Here is an 18,784-nt window from a genome sequence, read left to right as displayed (position 1 = left end):
TACCCCACCTGCTGCAACCGCCCCGCCCGAAAATCCTTCGGCGACACTTCAAACTGCTTCTTGAACGAGCGACTAAAGTGCGCCGAATCCGTAAACCCCCACTTATACGCAATCGACGTAATCGACTCACTGCGCAAAAACGGGTTGGTCAGATCATCCGCACTGCGCTTCAACCGCGCCCGCTGGATATACCGGCACACGCTGTCATCCTGTTCCTCAAACAACCGGTACAAATGCCGCACCGAGATATTCAACCGACTCGCCAACCCCACCGGGCTAAGCCCTGGCTGGGTCAATGACTCATCAATCACCTTCTGCACATAGCTGCGCAGATTGCTGCCCTGCAACCCGCCACAATCATCGCGCTCATCGTCTTCCTGCTCAAACGCCGACCCCAGCAGCGAGACAAACGCCGACTGCAACGCCTGCCCCTCCCCGACCGCGCCTTCGCCGTTCAGTGCGTCTTTGCACAGTTGATCCATCAACACATGCAACATGCGCCCGCAGGCTTTGCTCGAGGAGATTTTGCCGAAGGTCTTGGGCTGGTTGCCGAACTGTTTGCACACCTCTGCGCGGGACAAGGACAGGGACGCGTGTTCGATGAGCCCGAACGGGGTGATGTCGATGGAGCCCACCGAGTCCATCAATAACAGTTCGCCGGGGGCAAGCTGGAAGCTCTGGCCGTTTTGGGTGATCTGGCAGTAGCCGCTGCGCTGGCTGACGAGAAAGCAGTGTTGGTCGTCATCGTGGTCGGCGCGGGCCTTGGGGCGCTTGATCAGGCCGGCGTTGGTGCGCAGGCTGGCCAGGGGCAAACCGCCGCGAGAAAAGGTGCTGATGCTGCCGATGAACAGCGAGCGGTTGAAGGCCAGTTCTGTGTCGAAGTGACCGCAAACCGCGCGCAGATCCCGGGTCCAGAGGTCCAGCCCGTCTTGCCCAATCTGTTGCATGCTCATGGTTGTTTCCACCTTGGCTTTTTGTTTTTGTCGGGCAATAGTTAACATGTTATCTATATGCGCGCAACAAGTACGTGTCTGCCAAGGTGGTTGCACTATTGATGCCAAATACTGTGGTCAGTGGGCCTGCAAGGCGCGCTGGAAACCGTTCAAGGCGTCCAGCAGCCAGGCGCGTTGCACACTGCTCAAGGCGATGTAGCGACGGAACGCCGGCATGCGGTTGACCACCTCGCTGCCGCCCATATGCTCAAGCCGCACACACCACTGGTGATCCACCAGGTCGATGCGCAGGCGCTTGAAGTCCAGCGGCATCAAGGCGCGATGCAAGGCGCTGCCCTCCTGCAATTGTGTGTGCAAAATGCCTGAAACCTCCTTGTCGCCCGACCGCTGTCGACAGCGGATTCCGGTGCGTCGAACGGCCCCGGTGTGGTGCAGTTCGAAGCTCGCCGTGCCCTGCTGCGAGGCAGGGATGCGCAGTACGAATTCGGTCATCACCAGGTGCATCAACAGCTGCGACTCGGTACGTTCGACGATCTCCAGTTGCAGCCCGAGATTGTCCAGGGAAACCCGGGCCGTCGTTGGTCCACACACCTCATAACCGGCCAGGCCGAGGTTACGCCGCAGGTGTTCCAGCGTAACGCCGGGTCGATACCCGGCAGGCGCGCGCCGGGCGCTGAACAGCTCAGACAGTTTTTGCAGCATGGCTGATATACCCGTTGTGCGGCTGGCCCGGCTCATGGGCGAACTCCTTGGCCAACACCTCTTCCACCGAGGCGGGCTTGAATGGATTGACCTTCTGCACAACCAGCGTCCAGAACAGCGCGTACGCCGCCGTGCACCCGAGCATTACGCCAAAGGGAATGTAGATGTCGGCGGGGTTCATGCCCGGCGGGGTGATAAACCACATGCCCAGCAGGATGCCGATGCTCGACAGAATCTGCGGCAGCGGAAAGAACGGCGAACGGTAGGCGCGAGGCAGATCCGGACGGCGAATCCGCAGGATCACCACCGACAGCGTCACCAGCAGATAAGCAAAGCTCCAGGCACACACGGCCGCCAATACCAGGTGCATGATGTTGTCGGTGTTGCCCCCCAGGTACAGCGCGTGCAGGCACGGAATCAGCATCGCCACCAGGATGCACAGCAACGGTGTCTTGAAGCGCGGGTGCAGGTAGGTGAAGACCTTGGGCAACGCGCCGTCAACGGCCATGCCGTACAGGATCCGTGGCACACCGGCCATCAAGGTGTTGATGGTCGCAGCACCGGCAAACAGGAAGCCGATGCCCAGCCACATCGGGCCGATGCTGCCCATCACCTGCTCGGCGAATTTCGGGATGGCCATCGGCGTATCCAGCAGGTGCACCCCGCCCGCCGCGTCGATCAATACGTTCTCCACCTGGCGCTTCATGGCGGCGCCGTAGATGAACATGCAGGTGGCCACCCCCAGCAGCCCCAGCACCATGGCCTTGGGCATCACCTTGGCCGAGTTGCGCAGGTCCGGCGCCAGCGGCGTGACGAACTCGCAGCCGACAAACATGAACATCGCCATGCCCACCAGCGACAGGATGGTAATCAGGTCGGTACCGACCAGGGATTCACCGAACCAGCCGTCCAGCTGCACCGCCGGGGCTGCGATCAGGCCCAGCACGCCAAACACCATCAAGGTGGTCCACATGCCGAAAGTGAGGATGATCTCGGCCCGGCCAAACGCGCTGACGCCAAACGCATTGAGCACCCCGAACACAATCACGAAGCCCACTCCCAGCAACCACGAACCGCCGGCGGATTCCGCCAGGGTGTTGAGGTGCTCGAAGTTCACCAGCGCCATCACGCCGGAGAGGATGGTTTCGGCGGTGCCGGCAAACACATGCACGATCAGGTACGCCGACAAGGTGCCGGTGATCGCAAAGAACCGGCCCATGCCGCAATTGATGTAGTCGTAGACCGAGCCGGTGGTGGGCAGGATCGAGGCGGCTTCGGCGAAGGTGGTCGCCTGGGCCAGCATCATCACCACCGCGATCAACATCGCCACCGCAAAGGCGCTGCCGCCGATGCCAAACCCCATGGTCGCGGTGAGGATCACCGGGCTGGCCATGATCAAGCCAATGGTGCTCGCCAGCGCGGTTGGAAAGCCCACCGTGCCGCGTTTCAAATGTTCGGTGAGCCGGTCGTTGATCGACATGGTGCAGATCCTCAAGAAGCGGATTTTTAGAAGTATTGGCACTCTGCGCCCGCCCTGGCTGATCGTCTTGCTCCTGGCTGCCGCCGGTTTTGTTGCTGCCTGCCACTGCTGCGCCACTGGCGGCCTGGGACAATTTCCTGGCACGCAGGGGAAAGACTTGGCCCGGTGGCGCTCGCCCTAATGCTCCCTCAATTCACCTTGTTGGGGACTATAACAATGCAGCACACACAACAAACCCGTCACCTGTACAGGGCCATCAGCCTGGGCATCGCGCTGATGATCATCGACTCATCGGCCCAGGCGTTCGAGCTGTATGCCGATGACGACACTCAGGTCACCGGCAACTTCCTGGCGGTGTACGGGATGTTCAACAGCCGCAAGAACTACGACGGCACCACCGGCGGTTCCACCTGGCGTGAAGGTTTTATCAAGTATGGCTTGAGCGTCGACCAGCGCTTCGGCGCCCTGGGCAGCGTGTATGGCACGGCCAACCTGGTCAGCTCGGGCACCTGGGGTGATGGCGATGCGTCGGGCGTGACCACCGGCAGCGAGCGCACCACCAAGTTCGACGAAGCCTTCGCCGGCTGGCGCTCGGGGGAACTGTTTCCGGCACTGGGCAAGGATGGTGTGGACCTGTCGTTCGGCCGCCAGGTCATCATGCTCGGCGACGGTTTCATCATCAACGATGACGGCCCGAACTTCGGCAAGGGCGTGGATGACGGCAAGTTCAACCGGGGCGGCGCCTACTACATCGCCGCCCGGCATGCCTTCGATCAAACCGCAGTGCTACGCCTGGGTGGCAAGGACGGCGTGCATGGCAGCGTAATGTGGATCAAGTCCGACAACCGCGCCCAGGCCAACACTGAAATGGCTGCCGGCACCCTGGACTACACCGCCGCGCCCGGCACCCTGGGGTTGACCTATATACACGGCATCAGCGTCGACGACCGTTATGCCAATGACCTGCAAAAACAGCGCGCCGGGATGAACATCTACAGCCTGCGGGGCGCCGGTAATGCCGGGATCGAGAACGCGCACTTTTCCTTTGAATACGCCTGGCAGGACAAGGACGCCGGCCCGGAAAAGGCCTGGTACACCGAAGGCGGTTATACCTTCGCCGCGCTGCCGTGGTCGCCGGACCTGACCTACCGCTACAGCCGCTATTCGAAAAACTGGGATGCGATGTTTTCGGGCTTCAACCGTGGCTACGGCACCTGGGTGCAGGGCGAGGTGGCCGGCAATTATTCGGGGCCGTTCAATACCAATACTGAGGTGCAGCATGTGGCGTTGAAGGTCAAGCCGCTGGACAGCGTCACCCTGGGCGCGCTGTTCTTCGACTACAAGACGTTGAGCAAGGGCGGCATGCTCAACCTCGATGGGCGCGAACTGGACCTGTACGCGGAGTGGGCGGTGAACGAACACCTGATCGTCACGCCACTGCTGGGTTTGTACAAGCCCAACAAGGATGAGAGCAACGGCGGCAACCAGGTGGGTGGCAATGGCACCAATCTCTATAGCCAAGTCACCGTGGCCGTGCCGTTCTAACACAGGTGCAATGAGCTACCGAGATCACATGTGGGAGCGGGCTTGCTCGCGAAAGCGGTGTGTCAGTCGCCAGATGTATTGGCTGACACTCCGCATTCGCGAGCAAGCCCGCTCCCACATTGAACCTGCTTCAGCCTTCGATAGAGGTGTTCGCCCTACGGTTGCCGCTCCTCGATCCGCGCATACGCCCCCTGGTGATAGAGCAACGGCGCACGACCAAAATCATCGAAAGCCACCACCTTGCCAATCATGATCCAGTGATCGCCACCATCCACCTGCTGGTACTTCTCGCAGTGAAACCGCGCCGAGCAATCAGCGAAAACCGGCGAACCGCCCTCCCCGGGCTCGAATTCGATTTCGGCAAAGCGATCGTCCCTGGGCCGGGCGAAGTTGTTCGACAGGTGGATCTGGTCGGCCGCCAGCACGTTGACCGCAAAATGGCTGGCCTGCTCGAACACCTCGTGGCTGTTGGAGCGTTTGTCGATGCTCCACAGCACCAGCGGCGGGTCCAGGGACACCGAATTGAAGCTGTTGGCGGTGACACCCACTTTGCGCCCGCTGGCATCAGCGGCGGTGACCACCGTGACACCGGTGGCAAAGTTGCCCAGGGCCCGGCGAAAGGCCCGTGGGTCGAAACTGTTATCAGACATGCAAGACTCCCGGACTGCATCAACGCGCAGTCCTGATGGTTGTGATGGCCGGGTCGGCGTCAAATCATGCTCGGATCAGGCTCGAGCCCCATCAGCTCACGCCCCAGGATCTGCGCGCACACGTCGTAATCGGTGTACGCATGGGCGCCGGTCATATGGGAATCGCGGAACAGACGCTGCATCTCGTTGTGCTCGAACCACGCATTGCCACCGGCGGCCTCGAACAAACGGTCCACCGCCTGGATGCACATCTTGGTGGCGTACGCCTGGTTGGTACGCCAGAACGCCAGGGTCTCGCGGCTCGGGTAACGGTGCTGTTCGCTGTGTTCGGCGTGTTCCTGCCAGGTCTTTTCCAGGAACGCCCGGGCGGCGGCCACCTGGTGTGTCGACTCGGCCAGGCGCATCAACGCCGGAGTCGCCGCCCCCACTGCCGCGCCGGTGTAGGCACGTACGCGGGTCCTGGTTTTTTCGCGGAATACTTCGAGCATGCGCTCGGCCACACCCAGGCTCACGGTGGAGAAACCGCTGGCGAAATACGGCCGGTACGGCGAGTAGAAAATCTTGCTGTCGGGGTACAGACCGAAGCCGGCGGACTTGCCTTCCATCATGTCCTTGGCTTTCTGGATGCGGTGTTCTGGCACCCGCACGTTGTCGATGATCAGGGTCTTGGTGCCGCTGCCTTTCATGCCGGCGGCGAACCAGTCATCGCGAATCTGATAGTCGCTGCGCGGCAGTACCGCGAAGCAATAGTCCTGGGTGCCCTCGGCGTTTTTACGGCGGAAACCGACAATCGCCCACTCGGCATGATCGCAACCGCTGCTCCAGCCCATTTCACCGCTGAACAGCACACCGCCCTCAACTTCTTCAGTGCGGCCAAACGGCGCGATGCTGCTGCTGGCGGTGGCATTCGGGTTATCGCCCCAGACTTCCTGCTGCAACTTGGCGGGAAACAACGCCAATTGATGGCTGTGAGTGCACAACAGGCTCATGGCCCACGCGGTGCTGGCACAGGCGCCGGCCAGCAACGCGATGCAGTCGGCAAACTGCGGCAGGGAGATTTCCATGCCGCCAAAGGGTTTGGGTTGAAAGGCACGGTGCATGCCGATGCTCTTGAGCAGCGCAATGTTCTCGTCGGGAACCTTGCGGTCCTGCTCGGCCTGGAAGGCGTTGGCAGCGATGGTCGGCAGAATCGCCTTGAGATCTTCGAGGAGCGGGTTTGGCTTTTTCATGGACGGCCCTGCTTATTATTGGATGTCCGGCTGGCGTTCAAACTCAACGAACGGCGCTGGATGTGGGGCCAGTATGGAGCGGGCGACAGCCCCGGAAAATGCACCTTCCACAGCCAAGATTGCACTTTCCACAGGCCTGGCAGCCACAGACATATCGCCCGGCAGGCACAGACAAGCCTGGCCCGGCGGCGCTGGTTACCCTCGGGCTTTTGCGAGCAGGAAAATCCCATGAGCGATATTGCGCTGCTGCCTGAAGTCCAGGCCTTCCTCCGTCGAAGCCATGCCTTGTTTATCGACGGCGGGTACGTCCAAAGCCATTCCGGCCAGGCTCTGGAAGTGATCAACCCGGCCACCGGCGAGGTGATCGCCCAGGTTGCCGATGCGGACCTGGCCGATATCGACACAGCGGTGGAATCGTCCCGGCGTGGCTTCCGGCAATGGGCCCAGGTCGCCCCTGCCATTCGCGGCAATGTGCTGCTGAAACTCGCCGACCTGCTGGAGCAACACCGCGAAGCACTGGCGCAGATCGAAACCTGCCAGTCGGGCAAGATCATCCAGATTTCCCGGGCCTTCGAGGTCGATCAGGCGGCGCACTTCCTGCGTTACTACGCCGGCTGGGCCACCAAGATCAGCGGCCAGACCCTTACCCCGTCACTGCCCTCCTTCGCCGGCGAACGCTACACCGCGTTCACCCTGCGCGAACCGGTGGGCGTGGTAGTGGGCATCGTGCCGTGGAATTTCTCGACCATGATCGCCATCTGGAAACTCGCCTCGGCACTGGTGACCGGCTGCAGCATCATCATCAAGCCCAGCGAGTTCACCCCGCTGACCATCCTGCGCATCGCCGAACTGGCCATCGACGCCGGCCTGCCGGCGGGCGTGCTGAACGTGTTGACCGGTGGCGGCCACGTGGGCAAAGGCCTGGTGGAGCACCCGGGCACCGACAAGGTCTCGTTTACCGGCTCGGTGCCCACCGGCATCGCCGTGGGCCGCAGTGCCATGGGCGCCGGGTTGACCCGGGCGACCCTGGAACTGGGCGGCAAAAACTCCGCCGGATTCCTGCGGGATGTGGACCTCGACAAAGCGGTCAACGGCATCATCGAAGCCGGCTTCCTGCACTCCGGGCAAATCTGCGCGGCCGCCGAACGCTTCTTCGCCCACCGCTCGCAGATCGAGCCGATCATGGACAAACTGGCGCAACGCCTGGGCCGGTTGAACATCGGCTCGCCGCTGGACGAGCGCACCGAATTCGGCCCGGTGACCAACCGCCAGCACCAACAGAAACTCGAATGGTTTTTCGCCAAGGCCCGGGCCGAGAACAATACGATTGTCCACGGCGGCAAGCTGATCGACGGGCCGGGGTGCTATGTGGAGCCGACAGTAATTCTCGCCAACACGATCCACGACACCCTGCTCAACGAAGAGACCTTCGGCCCGATCGCCACGTTTTTCCCCTACGACACCGAGGATGAGCTGCTGGAACTGATGAACAACACGCCTTACGGCCTGAGCGCCAGTCTCTGGACCAATGATCTGAGCAAGGCCCTGCGCATGGTGCCGGCGATCAACGCGGGGACGGTCTGGGTGAACATGCACACGATGCTCGACCCGGCGGTGCCGTTTGGCGGCAACAAGTCTTCGGGGGTGGGACGGGAGTTTGGCGGGGCGTTCATCGAGGATTACACCGAGCTCAAGTCGGTGATGATTCGCTACTGACCGGCATGCGGAGCGCCGGCCGGCTTGAGTGTGTTGATCGTTCCCACGCTCTGCGTGGGAATGCATACCGTGACGCTCCGCGTCACCATGGCGCGAGGCGTCAATGCGGCGGTGCCAGCGGGACGCGGAGCGTCCGAGGCGGCATTCCCACGCAGAGCGTGGGAACGATCATCTGCACCTGGTCCCCTGAGGCTGCAAATACCCGTCATAAATGGGCAGGCCGGTAGCCGGTAACATCCTGGTGATGCGCTAAATACCTGTACAAATTTATTATTTTGTACAAGTATCAGCAGTATCAAGCCCTCTCGGGGAGAACCGCAATGACCCGTCTATTGGTTTCGCTGGCCCTGGTGTTGGGCCTGAGCAGTTGTGGCAGCGTGGATGTAAAACACTATGCCGACCAGCAACCGCAACTGGACCTGGTGAGCTTCTTCAGCAAGCCCGTCAAGGCCTGGGGCATCTTCGAGAAACGCTCGGGTGAAGTGGCCAAGCGTTTCGAGGTGAATATCGCCAGCCGCCGCGAGGGTGAAAACCTGATTCTCGATGAGCGCTTTCTATACAGCGATGGTACTCGCCAGCAACGTGTCTGGACCCTCACCCCGGACGGCCCCACCCACTGGCGCGGACGGGCCGGTGATGTGGTGGGCGAGGCCAGGGGCGAAGTGGCGGGCAACGCACTGCGCTGGCGCTACGTCCTGAACCTGCCGGTTGATGGATCCGTCTACGAAGTGAGCCTCGACGATTGGATGTACCTGATGGACGAAGACACGTTGATCAACCGCTCCAGCATGTCCAAGTTGGGTGTGGAAGTCGGCCAGGTGACGTTGTTCTTCCGTCGCCAGTCTTCACAACCCTGACCGGTAAGGAGTGAACCATGAACCTGCAAGCCCTGACCAAACTGGCCACCCAAGGCGCTGTACGCGAAATGGAACTGCTGTCGCTGGAAGGTGGTTTCTATCTGGCGCGCGTAACGCTGGACCACGGCCAGTTCACGCTGCTGGACGAGTCGGCGAAGCCCCTGCACTTTCGCTCGGTCAATCACCTGCGTGACGTGTTGCAGGCAGTCCCTGCGTTTCCCTGCACCCTGGTGCATCAGTGCGTGCATGACGAAATGTGCGGCCGGCGAGAAGGCGCTATCGAGCCACTGCGAACGCCATTTTCCCTGGAAGCGCCGTGGTGACCAAGGCAGTTCGAAACCTGTGCCTGGTGCTGGGCGATCAGTTGTCGTTTGACCTGGCCTCATTGGATGGGCTGGACAGCCAGCGCGATGCGGTCTTGATGGTCGAGGTCATGGAGGAAGCCAGCCATGTGCCCCACCATCCGCAAAAAATCGTCCTGGTCTTCAGCGCCATGCGCCATTTTGCCCAGGCGTTGCAGCAGCGTGGCTTGCGGGTGCAGTACGTGCCCCTGGACGATCCGCAAAACACCGGCTCGGTGCCCGGCGAGTTAAGGCGCTGGCAATCGCTGATGCAACCCCGGGAAATACACCTGACCGAATGCGGTGACTGGCGTCTGGAGCAATCCCTGAAGGACTGCGGTTTGCCGATCCAGTGGCATGCCGACCACCGATTCCTGTGCGGCCGTGACGCGTTCGCCGCTTGGGCCAGCGGTAAAAAACAGCTGCGCATGGAGTACTTCTACCGGGAGATGCGCCGCAAGAGCGGGCTCTTGCTCAACGGTGACGGTACGCCAGTGGGCGGTGCCTGGAACTTTGATGCGGACAACCGCAAGGCCTTGCCCAAGGGCACCAAGGCGCCCTACCCGGCGCGCTTCAGTTCGGACTCGATCACCCAGGACGTGCTGGCGCTGGTAGGTAAACACTTCAGCAGCCACTACGGTTCCCTCGACACCTTCGATTACCCCGTGACCCACGCCGACGCGCAGGCCCTCTGGAACTACTTTCTGGACTATGGCCTGGCGGGTTTCGGCGACTACCAGGACGCCATGGCCAGCGACGAGCCGTTCCTGTTTCACGCCCGTATCAGCGCAGCGCTGAACATCGGCCTGCTGGACCTGCGCCAGCTGTGCAGCGATGTGGAGGCGGCCTATTGGTCGGGCAGCATCGGGCTGAACGCTGGCGAAGGGTTTATCCGCCAACTGATTGGCTGGCGGGAGTACGTACGCGGCGTGTACTGGCTGAAGATGCCCGACTATGCCGCTGGCAATGCATTCGGCAACAGCCGCCCGCTGCCGGAGTTCTACTGGACGGGCGAGACGCAAATGAACTGCATGCGCCAGGCGATCGGCCAAAGCCTGAAACATGCCTATGCCCATCACATCCAGCGGCTGATGGTCACCGGCAATTTCGCCCTGCTGGCCGGCATCGTGCCCAGCCAGATATGCGAGTGGTACCTGGCGATCTACATGGACGCGTTCGACTGGGTCGAGCTGCCCAACACCCTGGGCATGGTGATGCATGCCGATGGCGGTTACCTGGGTTCCAAGCCTTATTGCGCGAGCGGCCAATATATAAAGCGCATGTCGGACTACTGCCGAGGCTGTGCGTACAAAGTCACGGAAAGTACCGCTGACAATGCCTGCCCGTTCAATGCGCTTTATTGGCACTTCCTGATGCGCCACGGCGACCTGCTGCGGGGCAATCAGCGCATGGCCATGCTCTATAAAAATCTCGACCGCATGCCTGAATCCAAACAGGACGCGCTGTGGCAACGGGGCCAGAGTCTGCTGGCCAAGTTGGATGCAGGTGAAACGCTGTGAAATTTTCCGGCCGCTGCGAATTGTTGTGAAGCCGGTGATAAATGGCCAATTGCCCATGCTAACGTCGGCTTCGATGTCATCCAATTCATTGAGGGAGCAGCGCCGATGTCTACTACCGTAACACCCGCCGGTGGCGGACCGACCACTCAAAAAGCCTCGACGTCGGTATTCGACGACAAGTTGAATATTTCCAAGTCGAGCAAGGTCATCGCCGATTACATGCGCCAAACGGGCAAGTCGGCCATCACCAAGCAAGAGCTTTCACAACTGGCCAGCAACGCCTCGGGCAAGGTGCCGGCCGATGTGAGCGCTGCGGCCCAGTACATGGAGCGCCATCCCGACGTGTTCACCGCGATCGAAACCCATGATGTGGCCGGTGCCGATAACTTTTCCGGGGTGTGGAACTTCGACTGGGCAGCCAACGGTGGGCTCAACGGCACGGCGACCGATGCCATCGCCAAGATGCAGGACACCTTTGATTTCGCGATCGCCAAGTCGGCGCAGATCACCGAGATCAGCACCGGCAAAAAGGCCGAGCTGGACTCGACCAAACAGCGGCCGCAGAACTAAATTTCCAGCTGCTACAAAAATCCAGTGTGGGAGCTGGCTTGCCTGCGATGCAGGCACCTCGGTGCTTCAGGTACACCGAGGTGATGCCATCGCAGCCTCGCTAAAGCTCGACAGCTCCCACACTGGATTTGCTTTGCTTGTCAGGTCGTTGTGCTGCGATCAAAAGTGAAACGAAACCCCCGTGGTCACGTTGAACGCATCCCCCACATAGAAGTTGGCCGAGTCCTGGCCCTTGGCGTCGTACGCGGTGTTGGTGGCCGTGGCATAGCGCTTGTTGGTCAGGTTGCGTGCATCGACAAACACTTCCCACTTCTTGCTCGGGGCCTCGTAGCCCACCTTGGCCCCCCACAACGTATAGGACGGCGCACTCAGGGAGTTGGCAAAGTCGACGTAATAACTGGACGCCGCCCGGGCGTTGAGCTGCGCATAGAAACCACTGCCTTGGCGATATTCCAGCTCGGCCTGGTAGACCTGGCGCGGCAGGCCCGGCAGCTGGTTGTCGCCGAACACCGCATCGTTGCGGTAGTGGAAGTCGTTGAAGGTGTAAGCCTGGCGTAGGGTCACGGTGTCGCCATTGCCGCCGTCCCACAGTTGCGCATTCAAGCCGGCTTCGATGCCCTGGTGAATGGTCGCGCTGCCGTTGGAGGTGGCCACCAGTTGGTCCTGGGTGGCCGTCGCCTGGCGTACCACTACCGACAGCAGTTCTTTCTGCACCCACGAGCGGTAGACCGTCAGGCTGCCGTCAAAAATACCGTGGCCGCCGCGAATACCGAACTCCACGGTGTTGGCTTTTTGCGGCCGCACATCACGGATGTACGGCGTGCCGGTGCTGCCCAGCTGCCAGGTAACCGGTGGATCCACCGAGCGGCTGACGTTGCCGAACACTTCGAATTCCGGAGTCAACTGATAGCGCAGGCCAATGCGCGGGGCGACGTCGGTCTCGTCGTATTCAACGCCACTGGGGAAAGCGCTGGTGTTGGTGGCGGTGCTGTATTCGATCTGCGCCTTGCGCTTGATATCAATCAATGACAACCCGGTGGACAGCCACGTGCGGTCATTCAGTTGCAGTTCGTTGCCGAGGGAAAACACCGTGTCCCGGGAGCCGGTGTAGTTGGTTTTCTGCTGGGTGATGCCGGTGGCCTTGCTGTGGGATTTCACATCGGCCAGGTACGCCAGCGTATTGCTGAAGGTCACGCTGCTGTCGCTGCGCAGGCCGAAGAAGGTGTCGGCGGTGCGCAGGTAGCGCAAGGTCAGGTTGACGTCCTGGGAGCGCCATTCCTGTGGTGTTGGCGAATAGCGCCAGCCGTTGTCCAGCGGGTAATCGTTGTAGCCCAGGCCGACTTCGAGCTTGGCATTGTCGTCGAAAGTGTAGGTGGTGGTGCTGCCCAGCAGGGTCGAGCCGTCCTTCTTGCGCCCGATGGGCACGAGGTTGCTCGTGGGGTCGTGCTTGAGCTGGTATTTGGTCAGGGTATTGCCCTGGCTGAGGGTTTCTTCCTTGTAGCGAATGTAGAAGCGCGTCTCCAGTTGCGGGCTGAACACGTGGCCGAAGTTGGCAACGATCCCCTGCCCCTTGTTCGGTGTGTTGTCCTGGTAACCGTCACGCTCGTTGTGCTGGATGCTGACGTAATAGTCATTGTCTCCGTCCACACCACCCGTGCTCAATTGCTCCTTGCGATAGCCGAAGCTGCCGGCTTCGAAACGCGCGTAGTTGCCTGGATCGGTGCGGCCGGTCTTGCTCACGAAGTTGATCGCGCCGCCCAGGGACAAGGCCGAATAACGGAAGGCGTTGGCGCCGTAGAGCACCTCGGTGTGGTCCACGGAAGCCATGTCCAGCATGTCTTCCTGGGTGCCGCCCGGGCCGGTCAACGGCAGGCCGTCATAGAGGAATTTGATCCCCAGCACATAGCCTTGATAGAAGGTGTTGAGGCCCGAACCGCGGATCGAAATCTTGTTCGCACCCGAGCCGCTGGTGGCCTGGGCGAATACGCCCGGCTGCAACGCCAGCACGTCCTCGGCGTTCGCCGCGCGGCCCTGTTCGATCTTGCGGTTGTCGATCACTGCGGTTTTGCCGGGCACCTTGGACAGTTGCTTCTCGGCCTTTTGCGCTTCGGTGGCTTCGGCACCGGTGACCACCACCGTGGCCAGGGTCGGGTCCGCCTGGGCGGCAAAGGCCGCGCCGTGTATCAACATCAACAGCACGCCAAGGCTGGACGCGGTGGCCAGTGACTCAAAACGACGAGCGCGAGGTTCAAACAGTTGCCGCATGAATTAAATACTCCTGGGGTCTCGAATTAGTTGGAGCATCTATTCGTATAGTCGCGCTCTATTTTCAACTTTGCAGGGTTCATGCCACGTCCAAGCCTCAATAAACACTGGCCGGCCACCCTTATTAATCGCCACAAGCGCAACACTTTGCTGGTGAAATGTTCGATTCCGGACAATACAAAAATCATCCACAAACACTTATATGTTCAAGCAATAAAAGCATAACGAAAGCCCCGCCCTGCGGGCACAGGACGCAACTGTGCAAATCCCAACAGCCCTCCAACAAAAGTTGCGTATTCGACACTGTCCGCGCCTGCATCCCCGTAAGAAGTCGCAAGTTATCGGCTTATTGTTACTTGGTATGGGTCTTGCTCTATCCATTGCCTGTTGAAACAAATCAGCTCGAGCATTCTCGACTTAAGCAACGAGGTATTCACGCGTGACGGTCAACTTACTCTGCACCCGCAGGACGCCACTGGAGATTGCCCGTGACCTGGCGACCGAGTTCGCGCGCACCGCCGTCGACCGCGACGCCAGCGGCGGTACGCCCAAGGCCGAACGCGACAAACTGCGCAGCAGCGGCCTGTTGTCCCTGAGCATCCCCGGGCAATTCGGCGGGCTGGACGCCAACTGGTCGGAAACCTTCGAGGTGGTGCGCGAATTCGCCCGGGTCGACAGCTCCATCGCCCACGTATTCGGCTTTCATCACCTGATGCTCGCCACCGTCCGGTTATTCGCCACGCCCGCACAATGGCAAACCTGGTTCAGCCTGACGGCCAGCAACAACTGGTTCTGGGGCAACACCCTGAACCCCCTGGACACCCGCACGGTGGTCAAGCGCCACACGGGCTGGCGGGAATTCTCGGGACAGAAGAACTTCTGCTCCGGGGCCAACGACTCGGAAATGCTGATCGCCTCGGCCATCGATGAAAGCGCCGGCGGCAAGTTGCTGATCGCGGCGATTCCCAGCGCCCGCAGCGGGATCATCCTGCACAACGACTGGAACAACATGGGCCAGCGCCAGACCGACAGCGGCAGCGTGACCTTCAAGCGCGTGCGCGTGGAAGAGTCCGACCTGTTGCTGGACCCGGGCCCCCTGAGTACTCCGTTCGCCTGCCTGCGCCCGCTGATTGCGCAACTGCACTTCGCGAATATCTTCCTCGGCATCGCCGAAGGCGCGTTCGAAGAGGCACGCCAATACACCCTGGAAGAAGCCCGCCCGTGGTTCCGCTCCAGCGCCAGCCACAGCACCCAGGACCCTTACATCCTCAGCCACTACGGCGATTTCTGGGTGGCGCTGCAAAGCACCCGCCTGCTGGTGGAGCGCGCAGGCCAGGTGCTGGACGCGGCATGGGCCAAGGGCTCGGCCCTGACCAGCGAGGAACGCGGCGAAACGGCGATTGCCATCGCCACCGCCAAAGTCGCCGCCAGCCGCAATGGCCTGGAGTTGTGTAGCAAGGTCTTCGAGGTCACCGGCGCACGGGCGACCAACGCCTCGGTGGCCCTCGACAGGCACTGGCGCAACTTGCGCACCCAGAGCCTGCATGACCCGCTGGACTACAAACTTCATGAACTGGGCGAGTGGGCACTGAACGGTACCGCGCCCATCCCGACGTTTTATTCCTGATCTTTTATTCAAAGGGATAACCATGCAACTGCTGACCCTACCGCCCTCGCCCGCCCTTGCCACCTCCATCCGCGCCACCGCGCAGGTGTTTGAAGACCCCAGGTCCAAGGCCTTGCTCAAGCATGTGCAACAAGTCGCGCCGAGCGAAGCCAGCGTGCTGATCATCGGTGAAACCGGCACCGGCAAAGAGTTGGTCGCACGGCATATCCACAACCTCAGTGGCCGCAAGGAGCAGCCATTCGTGGCGGTGAATTGCGGTGCGTTCTCCGAATCACTGGTGGAAGCCGAGCTGTTCGGCCACGAGAAAGGCGCGTTCACCGGTGCCCTCGGTGCCAAGGCCGGCTGGTTTGAAGAAGCCAACGGCGGCACGCTGTTCCTCGATGAAATCGGCGACCTGCCCATGTCGATCCAGGTCAAGCTGCTGCGGGTATTGCAGGAGCGTGAAGTAGTGCGCCTGGGTTCGCGCAAAAGCATTCCGATCAATGTGCGGGTGCTGGCGGCGACCAACGTGCAGCTGGAAAAAGCCATCAACGCCGGGCATTTCCGCGAGGACCTGTTCTACCGCCTGAACGTGGTCAACCTGGAACTCAGCCCGCTGCGGGATCGCCCCGGCGATATCCTGCCGCTGGTGCAGTACTTCATCGACACCTACACTCGCCGCCTCGGCTATGGCGAGATCATCTTGAGCAAGGAAGCCGAGCAACGCCTGGCCACCTACAGTTGGCCGGGGAATATCCGCGAGCTGGAAAACGTCATCCACCACACCCTGCTGATCTGCCGCGACGGTGTGATCCAGGCCGATGACCTGCGCATGTCCAACCTGCGTATCGAACGCCAGGAAGACAGCACCACCGCCCATGACCTGCTCGACCAGGCCTTCCAGCGGCTGTTCGAGGAGCAGATAGAAAACCTCCACGAACAGGTGGAACGCAGCCTGCTCACCGCCGCCTACCGGCTGTGCCAGCACAACCAGGTGCACACCGCCGAGTTGCTGGGGCTGAGCCGCAACGTGACCCGCACCTTGCTGATCAACCTCGGTGAGCTGAAGGTCAACAAGCGCCGCCCGCTGGCCGGTGCCAAGGATGACCGGGTGCTGCACCTCTCGATCTGAACCTGACTGCGCGGCGTACCCGGTACGCCGCCTGGTCACACCACCGCTTCATCCAGCGCATCGCTGAACTGGCGACTCCACAACCGCGCATATTGCCCGCCCTGGCGCAGCAACTGTTCGTGGCTGCCGTCCTCGATCACCCGGCCATTGTCGAACACCAGGATCCGGTCCAGGTGGGCCACGGTGGACAGCCGATGCGCGACCACCAGCACGGTCTTGTCTTCCATGATTTCGTCGAGCTTGTCCTGGATAAAGCGCTCGGTGATCGAGTCCAGGCTGGAAGTCGCTTCGTCCATCACCAGGATCGGCGCGTTTTTCAGCAACACCCGGGCAATCGCAATGCGCTGGCGCTGGCCGCCGGACAATTTGACCCCACGCTCGCCCACCAGCGATTCGTAGCCGTGTTCCATGCTGTCGATAAATTCACTGGCGCCGGCGCGGTGGATCGCCTGGGCGACCTCGTCCATCGAGGCATCCAGGCGGCCGTAATGGATGTTTTCGCGAATGCTGCGGTGGAACAGGCCGGGCTCCTGGGGAATCAGGCCGATCTGCTGGTGCAGCGAATGCTGGGTCACCTCGCGCACGTCCTTGCCGTCCACCAGCACCTGGCCTTGCTGCACGTCGTAGAGACGCAGGAGCAAGCTCAGCAGGGTCGACTTGCCGGAGCCCGAAGCACCCACCAGGCCGACTTTCTGGCCGGCGGGGATGACGATATTCAGGTGTTCGAAAATCGGCCGTCCGGCGCTGTAGCTGAAGCCCACGTCGCGAAACTCGATATCGCCGCGCTTGACCATCAGCGCCTTGGCGCCGGGTTGGTCGATGACTTCATGGGGGCGGATCAAGGTGCGCACGCCGTTGGCAATGTTGCCGGTGGCTTCGAAAAATTCGAGAAAGCGTCGCGACAGGTTGCCCACGTCACTGATGATCAACAGCGACAAGCTGGTGGACATCACAAACGCCGCAATATCGATGCGGTGACTGCGCCACAAGTACAGGGCGAGCAGCAACAGGCCCAGCTTGAGCACCACGCCACAGCTGGTCTGGAACCAGCGGATGCGCTCCATATAGCCGAGGGAGCGATAAGCCGCCGTCACCTCCTTGTCGAGGAAGGTGCCCAGGTAACTGTGCTCGAAGGCATGCCGCGCAAACAGGCGGATATTGGCCAGGTTGGACACGGCGTCCACCACTTTGCCGGTACTGGTGCTGCGCGCTGCCGAATACTGCTGGGCCAGCGGATGACTGCGCCGTGCGAGCAGGTAACAGATGGCGATGAACACCACCGACCAGCCGGCCATGAACAGCGCCAGCAGCGGCGAAGCGGTCCATAGCAAGGCCGTGGCCAGGCTCAGCGTCACCAGCAGCGGGATCAGGTCGAACAGCAGGATGCTCAGGGTCTGGTTCACCCCAAGGGTCACCTCAGACACCCGGTGCGCCAGGGCGCCGGCGAATTCGTTGCTGATAAAGCGATGGGAATGCTGTTGCAGGTAGGCGAACACCACATGGGTCACCGTACGCCGCTGCAACGGCAACACGTGGATATGGCAGCCCGCCGCCGCGCGGGTAAATAACACCTCGCACACAAGCAGTATGGCGAACAGCGTCAACGGCCAGCGCAGCACCTCGAACGCACGCTCCGCCTCCAGCCCATTGCTGACGGTGCGGGTGATTTGCCCAAGGCCCCAGGGAATCAGGATCGAACACACCACGGCAGCAATCTGCAACAGCAGGATCGCCAGGTACCACCCTTTGAAATGCCCGATGAAATGCCGCACAAACGCCGCCGGCGTCGATGGCAAGTGCTGGACATTCCAGGTGCGAAACAATGAAAAAGACGAACTCATGGCCAATGACATTCCTGAATGACGCCTGTGGCCGCGCAGCTTTCAGGCAAAAATGGTGAGTGTGATCGTTCCCACGCTCTGCGTGGGAATGCATCCGGTGACGCTCTGCGTCACGATTTTAAGAGCGGACGCAGAGCGTCCAGAGCGGCATTCCCCTGTGGCGAGGGAGCTNNAGCTCCCTCGCCACAGGTTCAGCGTCACTTTTGGGATTGGTAGCGAAGTTCCTCCAACTCACGACCGCCCCGAGCAAGGGTGCGGCTTGATTCGGGCTGCGCTATCCATCCTGCATTTTGGTAAAAGCGCACTGCCCGCCGGTTTTCAGCCAGCACCCACAACGTCGCCGTCTCCAGCCCCAGGCTCGCGAGATGCTCCAGCCC

General features: G+C 61.3%; 14 protein-coding genes and 2 pseudogenes. 8 read left to right on the top strand and 8 right to left on the bottom strand.

Annotation, left to right across the window (positions count from 1 at the left end):
* From feaR to HX869_RS29255, 3 genes are all read right to left on the bottom strand, one after another.
* Window positions 1-953: transcriptional regulator FeaR (gene feaR, locus HX869_RS29265; RefSeq protein WP_003219901.1), on the bottom strand; the 953-nt coding region annotated here is incomplete at its 3' end.
* Window positions 954-1,070: 117 nt separating this feature from the next.
* Window positions 1,071-1,655 (bottom strand): DUF3156 family protein, encoded by a 585-nt coding sequence (locus tag HX869_RS29260; protein WP_003219899.1) that lies wholly within the window; start codon window positions 1,653-1,655, stop codon window positions 1,071-1,073.
* On the bottom strand, window positions 1,636-3,135 hold the full coding sequence (locus HX869_RS29255; RefSeq protein ID WP_003219898.1) for an APC family permease: 1,500 nt from the start codon (window positions 3,133-3,135) through the stop codon (window positions 1,636-1,638). The genes HX869_RS29260 and HX869_RS29255 overlap by 20 nt, the downstream gene beginning before the upstream one ends.
* A gap of 216 nt (window positions 3,136-3,351) precedes the next feature.
* Between HX869_RS29255 and HX869_RS29250 the strand changes: the two genes are divergently transcribed.
* Entirely contained in the window at window positions 3,352-4,680 is a 1,329-nt protein-coding gene (locus tag HX869_RS29250) for a hypothetical protein (RefSeq protein ID WP_177029488.1), read from the top strand.
* A 173-nt stretch (window positions 4,681-4,853) separates the two neighbouring features.
* Here HX869_RS29250 and HX869_RS29245 read toward each other — a convergent pair.
* Both HX869_RS29245 and HX869_RS29240 read right to left on the bottom strand, forming a co-directional pair.
* Window positions 4,854-5,330, bottom strand: a pseudogene (locus HX869_RS29245) (flavin reductase family protein); the annotation flags it as partial.
* 59 nt (window positions 5,331-5,389) lie between these two features.
* Entirely contained in the window at window positions 5,390-6,559 is a 1,170-nt protein-coding gene (locus HX869_RS29240; protein ID WP_087694959.1) for a p-hydroxyphenylacetate 3-hydroxylase oxygenase component, read from the bottom strand.
* A gap of 228 nt (window positions 6,560-6,787) precedes the next feature.
* Between HX869_RS29240 and HX869_RS29235 the strand changes: the two genes are divergently transcribed.
* The 5 genes from HX869_RS29235 to HX869_RS29215 all read left to right on the top strand — a co-directional run bounded on the left by HX869_RS29235 (window position 6,788) and on the right by HX869_RS29215 (window position 11,563).
* Window positions 6,788-8,275, top strand: a complete 1,488-nt coding sequence (locus HX869_RS29235) for an aldehyde dehydrogenase family protein (RefSeq protein ID WP_102368608.1) — start codon at window positions 6,788-6,790, stop codon at window positions 8,273-8,275.
* A gap of 320 nt (window positions 8,276-8,595) precedes the next feature.
* The gene (locus HX869_RS29230; RefSeq protein WP_177009899.1) at window positions 8,596-9,132 is read left to right on the top strand and encodes a DUF3833 domain-containing protein; all 537 of its coding nucleotides are present in this window, start codon (window positions 8,596-8,598) and stop codon (window positions 9,130-9,132) included.
* Between the two features lie 17 nt (window positions 9,133-9,149).
* Window positions 9,150-9,455 carry a DUF6482 family protein gene (locus HX869_RS29225; protein ID WP_102606191.1) on the top strand — a complete coding sequence of 102 codons (306 nt, stop codon included), beginning with the start codon at window positions 9,150-9,152 and terminating at the stop codon, window positions 9,453-9,455.
* Window positions 9,452-10,993, top strand: coding sequence for a cryptochrome/photolyase family protein (locus HX869_RS29220; RefSeq protein ID WP_177117618.1), 1,542 nt, complete (start codon window positions 9,452-9,454; stop codon window positions 10,991-10,993). Before HX869_RS29225 ends, HX869_RS29220 begins: the two co-directional genes overlap by 4 nt.
* Window positions 10,994-11,098: 105 nt before the next feature.
* A complete protein-coding gene (locus HX869_RS29215) occupies window positions 11,099-11,563 on the top strand; it encodes a hypothetical protein (protein WP_003219875.1) in 465 nt (154 codons plus the stop codon).
* A gap of 159 nt (window positions 11,564-11,722) precedes the next feature.
* Here the strand turns inward: HX869_RS29215 and HX869_RS29210 are convergent, their stop codons facing one another.
* The gene (locus HX869_RS29210; protein WP_087694964.1) at window positions 11,723-13,828 is read right to left on the bottom strand and encodes a TonB-dependent receptor domain-containing protein; all 2,106 of its coding nucleotides are present in this window, start codon (window positions 13,826-13,828) and stop codon (window positions 11,723-11,725) included.
* Window positions 13,829-14,267: 439 nt separating this feature from the next.
* Here HX869_RS29210 and HX869_RS29205 point away from each other — a divergent pair, with 439 nt between their 5' ends.
* Entirely contained in the window at window positions 14,268-15,455 is a 1,188-nt protein-coding gene (locus HX869_RS29205; RefSeq protein ID WP_003219870.1) for an acyl-CoA dehydrogenase family protein, read from the top strand.
* A 22-nt stretch (window positions 15,456-15,477) separates the two neighbouring features.
* Entirely contained in the window at window positions 15,478-16,566 is a 1,089-nt protein-coding gene (locus tag HX869_RS29200; protein ID WP_003219869.1) for a sigma-54-dependent Fis family transcriptional regulator, read from the top strand.
* Window positions 16,567-16,601: 35 nt separating this feature from the next.
* On the opposite strand, the gene HX869_RS29195 is transcribed toward HX869_RS29200, so the two are convergent.
* Window positions 16,602-18,407, bottom strand: coding sequence for an ABC transporter ATP-binding protein (locus HX869_RS29195; RefSeq protein ID WP_178904044.1), 1,806 nt, complete (start codon window positions 18,405-18,407; stop codon window positions 16,602-16,604).
* Between the two features lie 197 nt (window positions 18,408-18,604).
* Window positions 18,605-18,784: pseudogene (locus tag HX869_RS31435) on the bottom strand (GNAT family N-acetyltransferase); the annotation flags it as partial.

Source organism: Pseudomonas sp. P7779, from assembly GCF_013386315.1.
In the GTDB taxonomy this organism is placed as follows: Bacteria; Pseudomonadota; Gammaproteobacteria; order Pseudomonadales; family Pseudomonadaceae; genus Aquipseudomonas.
Note: the sequence above shows the minus strand (reverse complement) of the source record. Positions and strands in the feature narration are given on the sequence as shown.

Excerpts from the sequence above, each read along its gene's own strand:
- HX869_RS29260 (WP_003219899.1), bottom strand. The coding sequence starts at position 1,655 with ATGCTGCAAAAACTGTCTGAGCTGTTCAGCGCCCGGCGCGCGCCTGCC.
- HX869_RS29255 (WP_003219898.1), bottom strand. The coding sequence starts at position 3,135 with ATGTCGATCAACGACCGGCTCACCGAACATTTGAAACGCGGCACGGTG.
- HX869_RS29250 (WP_177029488.1), top strand. The coding sequence starts at position 3,352 with ATGCAGCACACACAACAAACCCGTCACCTGTACAGGGCCATCAGCCTG.
- HX869_RS29240 (WP_087694959.1), bottom strand. The coding sequence starts at position 6,559 with ATGAAAAAGCCAAACCCGCTCCTCGAAGATCTCAAGGCGATTCTGCCG.
- HX869_RS29235 (WP_102368608.1), top strand. The coding sequence starts at position 6,788 with ATGAGCGATATTGCGCTGCTGCCTGAAGTCCAGGCCTTCCTCCGTCGA.
- HX869_RS29230 (WP_177009899.1), top strand. The coding sequence starts at position 8,596 with ATGACCCGTCTATTGGTTTCGCTGGCCCTGGTGTTGGGCCTGAGCAGT.
- HX869_RS29225 (WP_102606191.1), top strand. The coding sequence starts at position 9,150 with ATGAACCTGCAAGCCCTGACCAAACTGGCCACCCAAGGCGCTGTACGC.
- HX869_RS29215 (WP_003219875.1), top strand. The coding sequence starts at position 11,099 with ATGTCTACTACCGTAACACCCGCCGGTGGCGGACCGACCACTCAAAAA.
- HX869_RS29210 (WP_087694964.1), bottom strand. The coding sequence starts at position 13,828 with ATGCGGCAACTGTTTGAACCTCGCGCTCGTCGTTTTGAGTCACTGGCC.
- HX869_RS29200 (WP_003219869.1), top strand. The coding sequence starts at position 15,478 with ATGCAACTGCTGACCCTACCGCCCTCGCCCGCCCTTGCCACCTCCATC.
- HX869_RS29195 (WP_178904044.1), bottom strand. The coding sequence starts at position 18,407 with ATGAGTTCGTCTTTTTCATTGTTTCGCACCTGGAATGTCCAGCACTTG.